The sequence below is a fragment of the Kutzneria sp. NPDC051319 genome, assembly GCF_040682195.1.
Taxonomy (GTDB): Bacteria; Actinomycetota; Actinomycetes; order Mycobacteriales; family Pseudonocardiaceae; genus Kutzneria.
On record NZ_JBFBAM010000027.1, the window covers coordinates 54,083 to 70,362 of the forward strand.

Annotated in this window: 20 protein-coding genes; 8 read left to right on the top strand and 12 right to left on the bottom strand. The window is 71.2% G+C overall.

Annotation, left to right across the window (positions count from 1 at the left end; all coding sequences use genetic code 11):
• Positions 1 to 12: 12 nt before the first annotated feature.
• On the top strand, positions 13 to 795 hold the full coding sequence (hisN, locus tag AB0M73_RS25575; protein WP_363894960.1) for a histidinol-phosphatase: 783 nt from the start codon (positions 13 to 15) through the stop codon (positions 793 to 795).
• Here hisN and AB0M73_RS25580 read toward each other — a convergent pair.
• Genes AB0M73_RS25580 through AB0M73_RS25595 form a run of 4 tightly spaced genes read right to left on the bottom strand, consistent with a single transcriptional unit; the run spans position 792 to position 4,042 of the window.
• Positions 792 to 1,115, bottom strand: a complete 324-nt coding sequence (locus AB0M73_RS25580) for a hypothetical protein (protein ID WP_363894963.1) — start codon at positions 1,113 to 1,115, stop codon at positions 792 to 794. The two genes, hisN and AB0M73_RS25580, sit on opposite strands and share 4 nt — an antisense overlap.
• Positions 1,112 to 3,268 (bottom strand): glycohydrolase toxin TNT-related protein, encoded by a 2,157-nt coding sequence (locus AB0M73_RS25585; RefSeq protein WP_363894966.1) that lies wholly within the window; start codon positions 3,266 to 3,268, stop codon positions 1,112 to 1,114. Before AB0M73_RS25585 ends, AB0M73_RS25580 begins: the two co-directional genes overlap by 4 nt.
• Positions 3,269 to 3,284: 16 nt before the next feature.
• Positions 3,285 to 3,596 carry a hypothetical protein gene (locus AB0M73_RS25590; protein ID WP_052395618.1) on the bottom strand — a complete coding sequence of 104 codons (312 nt, stop codon included), beginning with the start codon at positions 3,594 to 3,596 and terminating at the stop codon, positions 3,285 to 3,287.
• On the bottom strand, positions 3,593 to 4,042 hold the full coding sequence (locus AB0M73_RS25595; protein WP_363894969.1) for a YbaB/EbfC family nucleoid-associated protein: 450 nt from the start codon (positions 4,040 to 4,042) through the stop codon (positions 3,593 to 3,595). The genes AB0M73_RS25590 and AB0M73_RS25595 overlap by 4 nt, the downstream gene beginning before the upstream one ends.
• An 87-nt stretch (positions 4,043 to 4,129) precedes the next feature.
• On the opposite strand from AB0M73_RS25595, the gene AB0M73_RS25600 reads away from it, so the two are divergent.
• Positions 4,130 to 4,567 carry a MaoC family dehydratase gene (locus AB0M73_RS25600; RefSeq protein ID WP_043721894.1) on the top strand — a complete coding sequence of 146 codons (438 nt, stop codon included), beginning with the start codon at positions 4,130 to 4,132 and terminating at the stop codon, positions 4,565 to 4,567.
• Between the two features lie 85 nt (positions 4,568 to 4,652).
• A complete protein-coding gene (locus AB0M73_RS25605) occupies positions 4,653 to 5,828 on the top strand; it encodes a serine hydrolase domain-containing protein (protein ID WP_363894973.1) in 1,176 nt (391 codons plus the stop codon).
• On the opposite strand, the gene AB0M73_RS25610 is transcribed toward AB0M73_RS25605, so the two are convergent.
• The 7 genes from AB0M73_RS25610 to AB0M73_RS25640 all read right to left on the bottom strand — a co-directional run bounded on the left by AB0M73_RS25610 (position 5,809) and on the right by AB0M73_RS25640 (position 10,482).
• The gene (locus AB0M73_RS25610; protein WP_363894976.1) at positions 5,809 to 6,405 is read right to left on the bottom strand and encodes an adenosylcobinamide amidohydrolase; all 597 of its coding nucleotides are present in this window, start codon (positions 6,403 to 6,405) and stop codon (positions 5,809 to 5,811) included. The genes AB0M73_RS25605 and AB0M73_RS25610 overlap by 20 nt on opposite strands.
• On the bottom strand, positions 6,402 to 6,998 hold the full coding sequence (locus tag AB0M73_RS25615; protein ID WP_363894979.1) for a GNAT family N-acetyltransferase: 597 nt from the start codon (positions 6,996 to 6,998) through the stop codon (positions 6,402 to 6,404). The genes AB0M73_RS25610 and AB0M73_RS25615 overlap by 4 nt, the downstream gene beginning before the upstream one ends.
• Positions 6,995 to 7,924 (bottom strand): hydroxymethylglutaryl-CoA lyase, encoded by a 930-nt coding sequence (locus tag AB0M73_RS25620; protein ID WP_363894982.1) that lies wholly within the window; start codon positions 7,922 to 7,924, stop codon positions 6,995 to 6,997. Before AB0M73_RS25620 ends, AB0M73_RS25615 begins: the two co-directional genes overlap by 4 nt.
• The gene (locus AB0M73_RS25625; RefSeq protein ID WP_363894985.1) at positions 7,921 to 8,445 is read right to left on the bottom strand and encodes a PH domain-containing protein; all 525 of its coding nucleotides are present in this window, start codon (positions 8,443 to 8,445) and stop codon (positions 7,921 to 7,923) included. Before AB0M73_RS25625 ends, AB0M73_RS25620 begins: the two co-directional genes overlap by 4 nt.
• Before the next feature lie 44 nt (positions 8,446 to 8,489).
• Positions 8,490 to 9,296, bottom strand: a complete 807-nt coding sequence (locus AB0M73_RS25630; protein ID WP_363894988.1) for a biotin--[acetyl-CoA-carboxylase] ligase — start codon at positions 9,294 to 9,296, stop codon at positions 8,490 to 8,492.
• Positions 9,297 to 9,369: 73 nt separating this feature from the next.
• Positions 9,370 to 9,831: a hypothetical protein gene (locus AB0M73_RS25635; protein ID WP_363894991.1), complete on the bottom strand. Its 462-nt coding sequence runs from the start codon at positions 9,829 to 9,831 to the stop codon at positions 9,370 to 9,372.
• Between the two features lie 27 nt (positions 9,832 to 9,858).
• Positions 9,859 to 10,482 carry a hypothetical protein gene (locus AB0M73_RS25640; RefSeq protein WP_043721879.1) on the bottom strand — a complete coding sequence of 208 codons (624 nt, stop codon included), beginning with the start codon at positions 10,480 to 10,482 and terminating at the stop codon, positions 9,859 to 9,861.
• Between the two features lie 187 nt (positions 10,483 to 10,669).
• Between AB0M73_RS25640 and AB0M73_RS25645 the strand changes: the two genes are divergently transcribed.
• Genes AB0M73_RS25645 through AB0M73_RS25665 form a run of 5 tightly spaced genes read left to right on the top strand, consistent with a single transcriptional unit; the run spans position 10,670 to position 15,544 of the window.
• A complete protein-coding gene (locus tag AB0M73_RS25645; protein ID WP_363894995.1) occupies positions 10,670 to 11,077 on the top strand; it encodes a hypothetical protein in 408 nt (135 codons plus the stop codon).
• A 54-nt stretch (positions 11,078 to 11,131) separates the two neighbouring features.
• The gene (locus tag AB0M73_RS25650; RefSeq protein ID WP_363894998.1) at positions 11,132 to 12,769 is read left to right on the top strand and encodes an acyl-CoA carboxylase subunit beta; all 1,638 of its coding nucleotides are present in this window, start codon (positions 11,132 to 11,134) and stop codon (positions 12,767 to 12,769) included.
• Positions 12,766 to 12,969, top strand: a complete 204-nt coding sequence (locus tag AB0M73_RS25655) for an acyl-CoA carboxylase subunit epsilon (RefSeq protein ID WP_363895001.1) — start codon at positions 12,766 to 12,768, stop codon at positions 12,967 to 12,969. The genes AB0M73_RS25650 and AB0M73_RS25655 overlap by 4 nt, the downstream gene beginning before the upstream one ends.
• A 59-nt stretch (positions 12,970 to 13,028) precedes the next feature.
• Positions 13,029 to 14,858 carry a Xaa-Pro dipeptidyl-peptidase gene (locus AB0M73_RS25660; RefSeq protein WP_363895004.1) on the top strand — a complete coding sequence of 610 codons (1,830 nt, stop codon included), beginning with the start codon at positions 13,029 to 13,031 and terminating at the stop codon, positions 14,856 to 14,858.
• 53 nt (positions 14,859 to 14,911) lie between these two features.
• A complete protein-coding gene (locus AB0M73_RS25665; protein WP_363895007.1) occupies positions 14,912 to 15,544 on the top strand; it encodes a nucleoside triphosphate pyrophosphatase in 633 nt (210 codons plus the stop codon).
• Here AB0M73_RS25665 and AB0M73_RS25670 read toward each other — a convergent pair.
• Positions 15,539 to 16,240 (bottom strand): hypothetical protein, encoded by a 702-nt coding sequence (locus AB0M73_RS25670; protein ID WP_363895010.1) that lies wholly within the window; start codon positions 16,238 to 16,240, stop codon positions 15,539 to 15,541. The genes AB0M73_RS25665 and AB0M73_RS25670 overlap by 6 nt on opposite strands.
• Between the last annotated feature and the right edge of the window lie 40 nt (positions 16,241 to 16,280).

Here is a 16,280-nt window from a genome sequence, read left to right on the forward strand (position 1 = left end):
AACATCCAACCCGTGTCAACCTTTGGTGCTGACTTGGCGCTGGCCTTGCGCCTGGCGGATGCGGCCGATGCGATAACACTGTCCCGGTTCCGGGCTCGGGACCTGCGCGTAGAGCGCAAACCGGACCGAACGCCGGTGACCGACGCGGATATCGCCGTCGAGGACGCGGTGCGGGAGCTGCTCGCCACCGAGCGCCCGGACGACGCGATCCTGGGCGAGGAGCGCGGCGGCAGCGCCGGACCTGGGCGGACGTGGGTGCTGGACCCGATCGACGGCACCAAGAACTTCCTGCGCGGGGTGCCGGTCTGGGGCACGCTGATCGCGCTGGTGGTGGACGGCCTGCCGCAGGTCGGCCTGTGCAGCGCGCCGGCGCTGGGCCGCCGCTGGTGGGCGGCGGCGGGCGAGGGCGCGTGGACGTCGGACCCGCTGGCCGAGCCGCGAAAGATCTCCGTCTCGGGCGTGTCGGACCTGGCCGACGCCTATCTGACGACGACGGACCTCGGCGCGTGGACGAAATACCACTCGCGGGAGGCCTATCTGCGGCTGGCCGACGCCTGCTGGGAGAGCCGGGCGTTCGGCGACTTCTGGTCGCACTGCCTGGTCGCCGAGGGCGTGATGGACGTCGCCGCGGAGGCCATCGTCAATCCGTGGGACGTGGCGTTCGCGCAGATCCTGGTCACCGAGGCGGGCGGCCGCTTCACGGATCTGACGGGCAAGCCGGACTATTCGGCCGGCTCGGCGCTCAGCACGAACGGCGTTCTGCACGACGACGCGCTGCGGCTGCTGACCCGCTAGGCCGGAGTGGGCGGCGCCTGCTCAACAGCGGGCGCCGCCTCGGCCACGGCCGGCAGCACGCCGACGGCGCCTCGGGCGACCTGGGCCCAGGTCAGGCGGCCGAACAGGTAGTGGCACGCCACCTGCTCGTTGGTGAAGCGGGCCCAGTCGTAGCGATTGCCCTGCTCACGCCAGAACACCTCCCAGGTGACGGCGTTGTCCTCGCCGACGGGCTCCTCGCGCAGCAGGCACCAGGCGTTGTCGGCCTCGGTGCCGACGGAGATCACCTCGGCCGGCACGCCGACGGTCTCGAGCCACGTGGTGATCGACTCGACGTTCATGCGACAGCCTCCAGAAAGCCCAGCGCGACGAGGTCGGCGGCGGGATAGACGGACCGGTAGCGGACGCCGCCGCCGGTCTGGCCGAACCAGGCGGCGCTGATGGTCTGCCATATGGGCAGCGGGGCGAGCACCCGGTACCGGCGGTAGCCGGCGTCGAGGTGCTCGGGCGGCAGCGAGCGCTGGGTGAACGGGGTGCCCTCGGCGCCGAAGACGCGGCCCTCGGGCGTGCCGAAGCGATCGATGACCACGCCGGGTTCGAGCACCACGGCCTCGCCGGCGTCGCAGCCGCCCTCGGGGAACAGCTCGCCGGGCGGCCACGCGTACTCGGCGCGGCGGTCCTCGGCGCCGGCACGGACGAGGAACCGGCGGTCCCAGTCGCGTTCGTTCTCACCGCCGAGGGGGTCGTAGCCCTCGGCCAGCTCGTCGCCGTCACGCGGTTCGGGCGCGTCGGCACGCGTCGAGCCGAGGGCCTGGATGAGTCCGGAATCGGGGTGGTCGTGCGGCGGGAACCGCAGGCCGGCGGCGTAGTCGACCTCGGCCGCCGGCGGCGGCAGCTGGCGCGCGGGCCGTGAGCTCGGCGTGGGCATGTGCCCGATGGGGAACATGTAGACCAGGAACAGCCCGGGCGCGACGGTCGGCTTCCTCACCACGGGCTTGATCACGGCCGCGGCCGCGGCGCGATGGTCGTCGATGTAGACGCCGGAGACGTCGCCGGGACGCCGCGTCGTGTTCACGACGGCAGCGGCCCCGGCGGCGTTTCCGGGCTGCTGCGCATAGCCAGCACCGGCGCCGGACTGGCCGGCGCCGGGCTGACCAGCGACAACACCACCGGCGGCACCCCCAGCGCCGCCGGCGACCGAACCCCCGGCAGCAGGCCCGCCAGCCACCGGACCGCCCGGAACAGCACCACCGGGAGCGCCGGGCTGGATCACCGCGGGCTGCCCCGGAGCCCCGGGAACGCCGGGCTGACCGAAGGCCGGCGGCACGGTCCCTCGGGTCACCGGCATCCCCGGCGGCGGCGCACTCTGTGCCGGCCCCGAGCCGATGCTCGGCGAGTTGTCCGCGGCCGGCGGCGTCCAATAACCGCCCCCGCCACCGGTAGACGGCGGCTGGTAGGCGGGCGCCTCGGGCACCGGCGGCGGGGAGTAGACGGGCGCGGCGGCGGACTGCACGGTCGTCCCCTGCGGCGTGTGCGGCGGCGGCACGTGCACCGGGCCGGTCGGCGTGGGATCCGAGTAGACGGGCGGCGGCGAGTACCCGCCGCCATAGTTCGGAGCAGGCGTGGCGGCGTCGATGACGTGCCGCGGCACGGGCCCGGTCGGCGCGGCCGAGTTGTCCGGCGGCGGCGCCCCGGCCGGCCCGGTGTTGACCGGGAACTGTCCGGTCTTGATCGGGAACTGCCCGGTCGGCGAGTCGTCGGCCGATCCCGGCAGCATCGGCAGACCGGTCTTCGGGTCGATCACGTTGCCGGTGGTTTTGTCGACATAGTGACCGGTCGACGGGTCGTACTGCACCTGCGACGGGTCGACCTGGACGCCCGGCGTGATCGAGTCGACGTCCGGCAGCCCGGCGGACAACCCCAGCAGGCCGCCGTCCGGCCCGACCGTCTTGTCCTTGCCGGTGAGGGCCGCCGGAGCGTCGGCCGACACCACGGGCGCCGCCAGAACGGCGGGATTCACGTCGGAGGTCAGGGTGCCGAGAATGCCGTTGATGTCCGCCCCGGCCCCGGACAGCAGCGTGTTCAGGCCGGCCTTCGACACGTCACCGGGCGCGGCGTTGGCCGCCCCGGCGTGCTGCGACACGGCCGTCAGCTTGCGGACGATGTCCACCTTGGCCGCGCCGATCTTCTGCGCGGCCTGCTCCAGCCGGTCGGCGGCAGCCAGACAGCCCTTCACGGCCTGCGTGAACTTGGCGTTCTCGCCGTGCACGAACTTGCCCCAGAAGTCGTCGGCGGCGTCCGCGGCCTGGCCGCTCATCGCCCCGAACGCGTCGCTGGCGGTCCGGTCGGCGTCCTTGGCCAGCGTCGTCAGCTTGGTGGCCGCGGTGCGCCAGGCCTGGGCGGCGGCGCGCATCGCCGTCTCGTCGGCCTGCGGCCACTGCACGCCGACCTGCCCGGCGATCTCGGCCAGGTCGGCCGGCAGGGTGATCCCCATGACTGGTTGAGTCCCCTCAGTCCGAACGTCCGGTGGCGATGGCCGTGTCGACCGCCCGGTGGATGTGCGCGTGCTCGGTCAGCCGCCCGCCGACGTCCGTCAGCTGCCCCGGGAACGCCTTGACCAGCTCGAACGTCGCCTCGGCGGCCTCGGTGTAGCCGCGGGCGAAGCTCTGCCCGACCTGGTCGCTCCCCCAGCACTCGCCGGCCGCGGCCAGCGCGTCGGACAGCTCGGTGAAGATCGACTGCGCGGTGCCGGACAGGCCGTCGAGCTGCCCGGCCCGGTCCAGGACGCGGTCGACGTCGGTGCTGAAACCGCCGGTGTTCACGTGTGGCTCCCGTCGCTCAGCCAGTTGCGGTTCTCGAAGCTGTCGTCCTCACGAGACTTTCGCACGGGCCGCTCCGGCTCCTGCGCCAACTCCGACTCGCTGACGTCGGCCCGACCGGACAGCACGGCCTCCGGGTCGGCATCGGCCGGCAGCACCGGGGCCAGCTGCTCGTGCATGCGCTTGGTCGCCCCCGCGACCGCGACGTCGGTGGTGCGCACGATCAGCTCGGCCAGCTCCGACGGCCGCAGCCGCCGGTAGGCCTGTTCGTCGATGACCAGGTCGATCAGCGTGCCTCTGGGCCCGACCGTGACCGTGACCAGTTCGTCATGGCTGGTCGCGGTTTCGCGGATGGCGGCCATGCCCCGCTGCACCGCTACCAACTGCTCTCGACTGCGCCGGTAGTCGGCCATCAGCTGGTCGACTTCGCCCTGGTGGTCAACTGGCACGCCGATCCCTCCACGCTGGTGAGCACGTCAGTGCTTCGGACGCCCGTTCGCCCCGTTCGGTTCCACTCCATCGGGTAGGAATGAGCAGTGATCGCCTATGAGGACCTTCCCACCGGCCGTGTGATCGAGCTCGGCAGCGCCGTCGTCGACAAGGACGAGATGCTGGCCTTCGCCGCCCGCTTCGACCCGCAGCCGTTCCACCTGGACGAAGAGGCCGGCAGGAACTCCGTGCTGGGCGGCCTGTGCGCCTCCGGCTGGTTCACCATGAGCCTGTGGATGCGCGCGTACGTGGACCACGTGCTGGCCGACTCCACCTCGCAGGGCTCGCCCGGCGGCAAGGACCTGCTGTGGCCGGCCCCGGTTTTCCCCGGCGACAAACTGGACTTCTCGCTGGAAGTGCTGTCCGCTCGGCTGTCCAGGAGCCGGCCCAATCTGGGCTTGGTGGAGATCCGCGCCCAGGGCGACCGCGACGGGCAGCCGGTGCTGCGGTCCACGTTCACGGGCATGTTCGCCACCCGGCCCTGACGGGCACCCGTTGGTGCTTGAGCCGGTCGTGGTCACGTGATTGCGTTCGACACGGATGTCCACGACAGCTCTAGGGGGAGCGCCCATGCGTTGGCTGCATCTGGTCACGGCGGTGGCGGTGGCGGCGGGCACGGTGCTGTGTCCGCCGGAGCAGTCCCAACTCCAGCGGCTGGCCGACGAGTTGCTCAAGGCGGGGGCGCCGGGGGTGATCGTGCGCGTGGACGACGGGCACGGGCGGCCGGTGGAGATCGCGGAGCAGGCTGACTGGACGAAGCGGGACCATCGGCTGGACGCGGACGACGGCTTCCGGATGGGCTCCAACACCAAGACCATGATGTCGACGCTGGTGCTGCAACTGGTGGCGGCCGACCGGCTCGCGTTGACCGACCCGGTGGAGAAGTGGTTGCCGGGCCAGGTGCCCGACGGCGGCGCGATCACGCTGAAGATGCTGTTGCAGCACACCAGCGGGCTGTTCGACTACACGAACGACGAGCGGCTGCTGCCGTCGGTGCTGGGCAGGGACCCGCACCGGTGGACGTCGGAGGAGCTGCTGGCCATCGGGGTGTCGAACCCGCCGAAGTTCCCGCCGGGCACCAAGTGGGAGTACAGCAACACGAACTACGCGGCGATCGGCGCGGTGCTGGAGCGGGTCACCGGGCGCACGCTGGCCGACCTGGTGCGGGACCGCATCGCCCGGCCGCTGGGCCTCTCGCACACCTACTTCGCTGACGACGCAACGTGGTTCGGCCCGCACGTCCACGGCTACGAACCGGATGCCGCGCACATGCCGCAGGAGGTGCCGCCCGAGTTCCGGGATCTGGCCGGCCCCAGGCGTGACGGCCATGTGGACGTGTCGGGCAGCAGCCCGAGCTGGGGCGGCGCGGCCGGGGCGATCGTGTCGAACGCCGAGGACTGGTCGCGTTTCTACCACGCGTTGATGGGCGGAAAGCTGTTGCCGCCCAAGCAGTTGGCGCAGATGCGTGACACGGTGCCGGTGTTCCCGGACCAGCCGGACGGCCCGGGCTACGGGCTGGGCATCGACACCCTGAAGACGCCGTGCGGCACGGTGTGGCATCACGACGGCGGGCTCCCGGGCTATCTCAGCGCCAACTTCACCGACGCGGCCGGGGACCGCACTGCATCGGTGTTGATGTCGACGGAGTTCTTCAGCGAGTTCGACGCCGAGCCGCAACTGACGGCCGCCTACAAGGCGCTGGCCGACGCCGCGGTGTGCACGATGTTCAACGTAAGCCTGAGCTGACGGCCTCGTGCACGACACGGGCCAGCGCGGAACCGATCCGTGACCGGGGCCCACCATACGGTTCGGCGGGCCCGGAAGTGGGGCACAGCAGGACGATCGCGTCGGTGGCGGTGCCGGTGCCGTCGACGCCGGCCTCGAAAAGGGCCTGGGACTTGGCTTCCGTGACGGTGGCGACGGCGTTCACCAGCGCCGCCGGACCCAACCGGACCGGCAGCCGGCACACGGCGTTGATGGTGCCGATGCGCTCCCCGGCGACATCGGGCGCGCCGGCCCAGGTCGGCACGCTGACCCCGGTGGTGACCTCGGCGGTCACGCCGCGTTCGGTCACGGAGACGACCTTGCGCACGTCGACGGCGGTCAGCAGGCCGGTCCCGGGCCCGGTCAGCCGGAGCTCGGCCGCGATCTCGGCGACGTGCTGGTCGGGGTCGAGGCGGTCGTAGCCGTCCGGCACGGTCGCGTTGAGCACCCAGCCGCGCTCCCCGACGCCGCCGCCGAAGGGCGCGGAGGAGATGGTCAGCCGGGGTGGGTCGAAACGCCACACGAGCACGGGTAACGAGTCGACGTAGGCGACGATCACCGGAGTTCTCGGCGCACCAGGGCCCGTTTGATGCCGCGGCGGCCGATGAGCTCGAAGCCGGCGTCGAGGAACATCGACAGTGTCCCGTGGTAGAGGGTGCTGACCTGCTTGCGCTCCCCCTCGGTGTCTGTCGGGTAACCCTCGATGCACCGGGCCCCGTTCTCGGCCGCGTACGTCACGGCGGCGTCGAGCAGCGAGCGGGTGACGCCGGTGCCGCGGGCCGTGGCGACGACGAAGAAGCACGTCACCGACCACACGTCCGACAGGTCCTCACGGGGATCGGGCGGCGCGGCGACGGCGGACCGGTCCAGCCGGATGTGCGCCAGGCGGGGCGCGACGGCGGCCCAGCCGACAGCCCTGCCGCCGGCGTCCAGGGCCAGCAGCCCGACGGGCTCGCCGGCGCTGACGAGCTCCCCCAACGCTTCCCGGTTGGGCTCGCCCTTGTTGCGTTTGAAGTCGTTGGCCGTGCGCCGGAACCACATGCACCAGCAGCCGCTGGCGCCGCCCTGCGGCCCGAGCAGCTCCTGCAGCGCGGGCCAGTTCTCCTCGGTCAGGGCGACGACGGTGACGTCGAGGCCGGTGCCAGCACTCATCCGGCCAGTGCCCGCACGACCCGGGACGGGCTCGGCCGCCCCAGCCGCTCGGCCATCCACGCGCTGGTGCCGACCAGCTTGTCCAGGTCGACCCCGTGCTCGATGCCCAGGCCGTCCAGCATCCACACCAGGTCCTCGGTGGCGAGGTTGCCGGTCGCCGACTCGGCGTACGGGCAGCCGCCGAGGCCGCCGGCCGAGGAGTCCACTGTGGTCACGCCGCAACGCAGCGCGGCCAGGGTGTTGGACAGCGCCTGCCCGTAGGTGTCGTGGAAGTGCACGGCCAGGTTGTCGGTGGTCGGGAAGCCGCCGACGACCGCCTCGACCTGCCCCGGCGTGGCGACGCCGATGGTGTCGCCCAGCGACAGCTGCGAGCAGCCCATGTCCAGCAGCCGGGTTCCGACCGACACCACCTGGGCCGGCTCGACGTGCCCCTCCCAGGGGTCGCCGAAGCACATCGACACGTACGCCCGGACGTCCAGGCCCTCCTTGCGGGCCCGGGCGACGACCGGGTCGAACATGGCGAACTGCTCGTCCAGGGTGCGGTTGAGGTTCTTGGACGCGAAGGTCTCGGTGGCGCTGCCGAAGATCGCGATGTGCCGGACGCCGGCCGCGAGAGCGCGGTCGAGGCCGCGCTCGTTGGGCACCAGCACCGGATACGAGACGCCCTCACGTTGCTGGAGGCCGGCCAGCAGCTGCTCGGCGTCGGCCAGCTGCGGCACCCACTTCGGGTGCACGAAGCTGGTCGCCTCCAGCACCGACAGGCCGGCGTCGGCCAGCCGGTCCAGGAACTCCAGCTTCACGGCCACGTCGACCACGGACGACTCGTTCTGCAGGCCGTCGCGCGCGCCGACCTCCCAGATCGTCACCCGCTCCGGCAGGCCCTCGCCGCGCACCGTGCTGGGCAGGCCGACCGACCGGGCCGTCACCGCTCGCCCCGGCTGTGGCCCGGATGGAAGTCGTCGCTCGGGTCGTCGTTGATCTCCCGGTAGAGCAGCGAGTGCACGTACTCCACCTGGGGGATGTCGTCGAACTCCAGCGGCTCGTCCGAGGCCGACTCGATGATCAGCGTGCCCGCGCCGACCAGCCGGTCCAGCAGGCCGTGCCGGAACTGCACGCTGTTGATCCGGGACATCGGGATGTCGATGCCGGTGCGGGTGAGCACGCCCTCGCGCACCATCACCCGGTGGGTGGTGAGCACGAAGTGCGTGGTCCGCCAGCGGATGAGCGGGCCGAGCAGGATCCAGATGATCACGATGAGGGCGATCGCCCCGATCGCGATCCAGGCGTAGAGATGCCAGCTCTGGTTGCTGACCAGCGCCGCGAGGTAGGCGCCGGCGGCGACGGTGATCAGGAAGATCACGATCGGCCAGAACAGCATCTTCCAGTGCGGGTGCTTGTGGATCACGACGTGCTCGTCGTCGCCGAGCAGGTCGTCTGGATAGGCCACGGCGATTCCTCCCGAAGCTGGTGACGCCGCCACGGTACCGGTGGTCAGCCGGCGGCCGATCGGAGGTGCACCACGTCACCTGCGTGGACGCTGTGTCGGGACCCGTCGTCGGCCCGCACCACGAGCTGCCCGTCGGTGTCGATCTCCACCGCCGTGCCGACCAGCTCCCGGTCGCCGGGCAGCTCGATCCGCACCCGCAGGCCCAGCGTCGAGCAGTGCTGCCGGTACTCGGCGTGCAGGCCGGAGGCGATCGGGTCGCCCTGGTGCCCACGCCACGTGTCGTCGAGATCGACGAGGTGTTTCAGCAGTTCGACGGCGATTTCCGTACGGTCCGTGGTGGTCGCCCCCTGCTGCTCCAGGGACGTCGCCGGCAGGCCGCCCGCGCCCGGCGGGACGCCGTCCGGCAGGGCCGCCACGTTCAGGCCCATGCCCAGCACGATGGCCCCGTCGGCCTCGGCCAGCACCCCCGCGCACTTCGAGCCGTTGGCCAGCAGGTCGTTCGGCCACTTCAGGACGGCGTCGACGCCGATCCCGCGGGCCGTGCGGGCCAGGGCGATCCCGGCCAGCAGCGTGATCCACGGGATGCGGTGCGCCGGCACGGCCGGGCGGAGCAGGACGCTCACGTACAGGCCGGTGTAGGGGGGCGACACCCAGTTGCGGGCCCGGCGGCCCTGGCCCGCGGTCTGCTCCTCGGCGAACAGCACGGTCCGGTCCGCGCCGCCGGCCTGGGCCGCGGCGCGGAGGTCGGCGTTGGTGGAGCCGGTGCTCGCGACCACGTCGACCCGGGCGTACGGGCCGATCAACGCGGCCCGCACCCTGTCGACGTCGAGCGCTACCCGATCTGCGGTCACCGATCGAGCGTAGGCGATGGGCCGAAAGGGTATTTCCCCGGTCGGCGCCGACCGGGGAAATAGCGGGCCGGGGTCAGACCGCCGGCACCCAGCTCTGATCGGTCGGCAGCGGAATGTTTCCGTGCACGGCTCCGTGCTGGCCGTACACCGTGCCCGCATTCGGCCGGTGATGCCGCAGGACCGAGGAGAAAAGCTCGCTGAAGCTGCACGTGCCGTTCGGCGTGTCGGCCGATTCACAGGCCGAGATGTAGACGTTGCCGTAATAACCGGCCGGGAAGATGTTCTGCATGTTGTTCCACAGGTCGGCCGGATTCACCCAGAAAGCGTGGTGCTCGTCGCCGATCACCGGGCCGCCGTCGTCGCCGACCGCGGCCCCGTGGGCGATGACGAACAGGTTCTCCGAGACGCCCAGCGCGGGCACGGGGGTCGCGAAGACCGCGTGACAGGCGCCGTAGACCTGGGGATTGGCCGCCGACTGGGCCTGGCCCACGTGCAGCGTTCCGGCGTCGTCGTCGGTGCACACCGCGAGAATCATGACCACTCCTTTCGGCTGGCGCGCACGTCAGCTGGCGCGCACGGTCCAGTTGTTGCGGGCGTCGAGCACGGCGGTCATCGCGAAGGTCGAGTCGAACGGCACCTGGGCGGTGTTGCTGATCTCCTCGACGTCCAGCGCGACGCCCTGCTCGAAGGTGCCGGCCGCCACCCAGTAGGTGGGATGCGGCGTGAACACCAGGTTCTCGTTGGGCTGGGCCTGCACCGCGAACGTGCCGGACCCGGACATGCCGATGCCGACCGAGGCGGTGTCGGCCGGGATGTCGGCCAGCTCCCGGACGTACAGGCCGCCGCGCTGCGGGGTGCCCGCGGCCGCGCCGGGCTGGAACGTGAAGGCGCCCTGCTGGTAGTCGAACAGCACCTGGTTGGCGTTGGTGTCGCCGGGATCGGCCGGCCACGCCTGCGAGGCGCCGAACCGCACGCCCGGTTTCAGCACTCCCGTCTGCGACCAGACGAACGAGTAGTCGATCTGCCAGGTGAACACCTCCACCGTCGTCGGCCACAGCGGCACCGCCAGCCAGGCCAGCGACAGCGCGTCCCGCACGCCGAGATCCGGGCTGCGCTGATAGACGCAGAAATCCGCGAAGTGCGACGAATTGTTCACGACGGTGAGCGTGTACGTCGTTCCGGTCATTTGTAAAACCTCCCGATTAGCGACGGCCCCGAATTGGCCGCCCATCCAGTAGACGACCGGCGATGGCGGCCGTCAAGACCGCACGCCATCACTCTTTCGATCGAAAGGGAGTTCCCTTTCGGCCCAGTGGCGCAACAATTGACGCGAAGGGTCGCGCGTTTCATATTCACTAGACGGAGACGAAAAAGTGACGGAAGAATTCACGGGCAATCCGGCGGGCTGTGAGCGGTGCGGCGGGGCGCTGCGCCCCCGGTCGGTGGGCCGCCCGGCCCGGTACTGCTCGGTCCGCTGCCGGCAGCAGGCCTACCGGACCCGCAGACGCCAGGCCGAACGCCTGCTGTCGGGCACGCTGAGCAGGCAGGTCCACGACCTGGCCAGGCAGCTGGAGGACAACACCAGGCTGATCAGGATCCTGGTGCGCGGCTGGACCCCGCCCGACCAGGAGCCGAACCTGGCCGAGCTGGGCCACACCGCCCGGGAGCTGGCGGTCGCGCTGTGCCGGGTCTGCTCGCGGCTGGACGGCGGATCCGTCACCGCGTCGTCGGCCGACGAAATCGACGAGGATGCGGTGCCGCTGCCACGCCGGGGCACGTGACGTGGGCTACGTGTCAGTAACCTCCGGTTCCGGACCTGGTTAGAGTGCGTGCGCATGAGCAGTGCGACCGAGCCCGTGGGTGTGGCGTCGTCTGACGAGCCGGACATCCACACCACCGCCGGCAAGCTGGCCGACCTCTACCGCCGCAACGACGAGGCGGTGCACGCCGGCTCCGAGCGTGCCATCGAGAAGCAGCACGCCAAGGGCAAGCTCACCGCCCGGGAGCGGATCGACCTGCTGCTCGACCCCGGCTCGTTCACCGAGCTGGACGAGCACGCCCGGCACCGGTCGACCAACTTCGGCCAGGAGCGCAACCGCCCCTACGGCGACGGCGTGGTCACCGGCTACGGCACCGTCGACGGCCGGCGGGTGTGCGTGTTCAGCCAGGACGTGACCATCTTCGGCGGCTCGCTGGGCGAGGTCTACGGCGAGAAGATCGTCAAGATCATGGACCTGGCCATGAAGACCGGCAGCCCGATCGTCGGCATCAACGAGGGCGGCGGCGCGCGCATCCAGGAGGGCGTGGTCTCGCTCGGCCTGTACGGGGAGATCTTCCGCCGCAACACCCACGCCTCCGGCGTGATCCCGCAGATCTCGCTGATCATGGGCTCGGCCGCCGGCGGCCACGTCTACTCGCCGGCGCTGACCGACTTCACCGTCATGGTGGACAAGACCTCGCACATGTTCATCACCGGCCCGGACGTGATCAAGACCGTCACCGGCGAGGACGTGGGCTTCGAGGAGCTCGGCGGCGGCCGCACGCACAACACCAAGTCGGGCAACGCGCACTACCTGGGCAGCGACGAGCAGGACGCGATCGCCTACGTCAAGGAGCTGCTGTCCTACCTGCCGTCCAACAACCTCGCCGAGCCGCCGGTCTTCCCCGGCCTGGAGGAGGACGGCTCGGTGGCCGACGCGCTCAGCGACACCGACCGCGAGCTGGACACGCTGATCCCGGACTCGGCCAACCAGCCCTACGACATCCACGAGGTGATCTCCCGCGTCGTCGACGACGGCGAGTTCCTCGAGGTGCACCAGCTGTTCGCGCCCAACATCGTGGTCGGCTTCGGCCGGGTCGAGGGCCACGCGGTGGGCGTGGTGGCCAACCAGCCCACGCAGTTCGCCGGCTGCCTGGACATCGACGCCAGCGAGAAGGCCGCCCGCTTCGTGCGCACCTGCGACGCCTTCAACATCCCGGTGCTGACCTTCGTGGACGTGCCGGGCTTCCTGCCGGGCACCGACCAGGAGTGGAACGGCATCATCCGGCGCGGGGCCAAGCTGATCTACGCCTACGCCGAGGCCACGGTCCCGCTGGTCACTGTGATCACCCGCAAGGCCTACGGCGGCGCGTACGACGTGATGGGCTCCAAGCACCTCGGCGCGGACCTGAACCTGGCCTGGCCGACCGCGCAGATCGCGGTGATGGGCGCGCAGGGCGCGGCCAACATCGTGCACCGGCGCACCCTGGCCGAGGCCAAGGAGCGCGGCGAGGACGTGGAAGCGTTGCGCGCCAAGCTGATCCAGGAGTACGAGGACACGCTCTGCAACCCGTACGTGGCCGCCGAACGCGGATACGTCGACTCGGTGATCCCGCCCTCCTACACCCGCGGCTACATCGCCCGCGCGCTGCGCACGTTGCGCGAGAAGCGGGAAGCCCTGCCGCCCAAGAAGCATGGGAACATCCCCCTGTGAGCGCCGAGCAGCCGCTGCTGCGTGTCGTCCGGGGCAATCCGGACGACACGGAGCTGGCCGTGCTGACGGCGGTGGTGGCCGCCATCGCCGCCGCACCGGTCCAAACGGACGAACCCGTTGTGCCGTCCCGATGGGGCGCACCCCAGGTGCGCCGGCCCCTGCGGACGGGGCCCGGCGCGTGGCGGTACTCCTTCCGCTGACCTGAGACCCGTCTATCGGCTCTACTGGACGGCGACGGCCGGTTCGTAACGTCGTTCCGGTGAAGGTGACACGGTTATCCACCCTGCTGACCGTCCTGATCGCCGGGGTAACTCTGCTCGTCGCCCCGGCATCAGCCGGCGCCGCCCCGCACGACAGCGGCAGCCAGCCGACGTACAACTACGCCAACGCGATCCGTGAGACCGCGTGGGTCGACACCGGGTTGAAAGACCCGGCCGGCAAGGCGGTCCGGGTCGCCGCGGACATCATCCGGCCGTCCGAGCTGACCGCCAACGTGCCGGTGATCATGGATGCCAGCCCGTACTACGCCTGCTGCGGGCGTGGCAACGAGAGCCAGCTCAAGACCTACGACTCGGCCGGCAAGCCGGTGCAGTTCCCGCTGTACTACGACAACTACTTCGTGCCGCGCGGCTACGCCATCGTGCTGGTCGACCTGGCCGGCACCAACCGGTCCAACGGCTGCGTGGACATCGGCGGCCCGTCGGACATCGGCTCGGCCAAGGCGGTGATCGACTGGCTCAACGGGCGCAGGACCGGGTACACCTCGGCCTCCGGGTCGACCACCGTGAAGGCCGGTTGGACCAGCGGCAACGTCGGCATGATCGGCAAGTCGTGGGACGGCACCATCGCCAACGGCGTGGCTGCCACCGGGGTCGCCGGGCTCAAGACGATCGTGCCGATCTCGGCCATCTCCTCCTGGTACGACTACTACCGGGCCAACGGCGCGGACCTGGCCGCCGGCCAGCCGTCCGGGCTGTCGACGCTGGTGGAGACCTCGGCCGCGCAGAGCGGCTGCCGCAGCGTGCAGTCGGCCATCGACGCCGGCTCGCCGACCAACGGCAACTACACGTCCTGGTGGGACCAGCGCAACTACTACGCGCAGGCCGCCAACGTGCACGCCAGCGTGTTCGTCGCGCACGGCATGGAGGACGACAACGTCAAGCCCATCAACTTCGGGCAGTGGTGGGACGCGCTGGCCGCGCACGGCGTCGAGCGCAAGATCTGGCTGTCGCAGACCAGCCACGTCGACCCGTTCGACTACCGCCGCGCCCAGTGGGTGGACACCCTGCACCAGTGGTTCGACCACTACCTGATGGGCGTGGACAACGGCATCCAGAACGGCCCGCAGCTGTCGGTCGAGCGCACCCCGGACAACTGGGTCGACGCGGCCCAGTTCCCCGAGGCGTCCGCCGCGTCGGGCCTGAAGCTGAGCGCCACCACCACGAACGGCCTCGGCAAGCTCGGCAGCACCGCGCCCAAGGCCGGCGCCGTCGAGTCGTTCACCGACAACCCGAGCCTGAGCGAGACCGACTGGGCCACCAACCCGGACACGGCCAACGGCGCCCGGGTCGTGTTCAGCAGCGGCACACTGGCCAACCCGGTGACGGTGTCCGGCACCAGCACGATCACCGTGACGGCCTCGTCCTCGGCCAGCAGCGGCCAGGTGTCGGCGGTGCTCGTCGACCTCGGGCCCGAGACCGTGCGCGACTTCGCCGGGCAGGAGGAGGGCATCACCACGCTGACCACCAAGTCCTGCTTCGGTTCCGGCACCACCGGCGACACCGGCTGCTTCCTGGACACCCAGGCCGACACCGTCAGCACCAACGCCCAGGTGATCTCCCGCGGCTGGGCCGATCTCGGCCACTACGCGTCGCTCAACAGCAAGGCCACGCTGACGCCGGGCAAGTCGTACACGATGACGTTCAAGCTGGCCCCGACCGACCACCAGCTGGCGGCCGGGCACCGGCTGGCGCTGATCGTGGGCGGCACCGACAACGGCTGGATCAACGCCGGCAGCGCCAAGCCGAAGATCACCCTGGACCTGACCAGGACCGCCATCCAGGTCCCGTTGGTGGGCTCGCTGCCGTAGGAGCCCCCGGGCCACGGGCGGTGTCGGCCGCCCGTGGCCTAGGGTTCGCAGCCGTGCGACTCGTGCTCGGCTCCCAGTCCCCCGCCCGCCTCGCCGTGCTGCGTTCCGCCGGCATCGACCCCGTGGTCCGGGTGTCCGGTGTGGACGAGGACGCGGTGGCGGCCGCGCTGACCGATCCCCGACCGGCCGAACTCGTCACGGCGCTGGCCGAGGCCAAGGCCCACGCCGTGGTCGAGGCGCTGGCCGGCGAGCCGCCCACAGAGCTTCTTGAAGAGGCAGTGGTGATCGGCTGCGACTCGATGCTGTCCATCAACGGCCGCATGGTCGGCAAGCCCGGCACGCCCGAGGTGGCGCGGGCCCGCTGGCAGGAGATGGCCGGCAAGACCGGCGAACTGCTCACCGGGCACGTGATTCTGCGGCTGTCCCAAGGCGTTGTCGACCGCACGGCATCGGGCACGGAGACCACCACGGTCCGTTTCGGCACGCCCAGCGACCGTGAGCTCGACGCCTACATCGCCACCGGGGAGCCGCTGGCCGTGGCCGGCGGCTTCACCCTGGACGGCATGGGCGGCTGGTTCGTGGACGGCATCGACGGCGACCACTCCAGCGTGATCGGCATCAGCCTGCCGCTGACCCGGCGGCTGCTGGCCGAGGTGGGCGTCAGCGTGATCGACCTGTGGTCATGACGGGCACTCGATCAGCTGCATCGGCTGGGGGGTGACGACCGGCCAGCCCGGCACCTGCTGCGAGCTGGCATAGCTGTTGGTGCAGCCGATCTCCTCGCCCGTGGCCTGGAAGACGGCCACCGCGACCTTCGTGCAGGAGGCGGGCATGTTGCCGCCGCAGCGGCTCTGCGTCGTGACCACGTCGGGGATCGCGTCGCCGTCGACGTCGCGCAGCGCCAGGTAGCCGGCGTCCGAGCTGAACGGGGGCTGCGTCTGCCGCCAGGTGCCGCGGTCGTCGGTGAAGACCTCGCCGATCAGGTCGTCGCCGTCCTTGCCCTGGAGCAGGCAGACCGAGGTCTTGCCCTCCTCGCACGTGATCGCCTTCGCGTCCACGGTGGCGATCTGCGAGCTGAACAGGACCGCGCCGCGCTCGGAGGTGATGCGCAGCCGGGCGTCGTGGCCCTTGCCGTCGGCCAGCAGGTCCACGGTCTCCTTGAACTGGGGCATCGACACGCTGGTCAGCTTCACGCACGGCGTCTCGCCGCACAGCTGCACCGGCCCGGTCGGGGCCGTCGGCGCGGTCGGCTGGGTGCCGGTGGACGGCGTCGCCGCGGCGTCACGGAGCTGCCGCATGACCACCGTGGTGCCGATGGCGGCGACCAGCACCAACACCGCGGCCACCACCGCGATGTACACCGGCCTCGACGCCCTGCTCACGCGCCGGTCCTCCTTCCCGTCTCGACCGCTCCAGCATGAG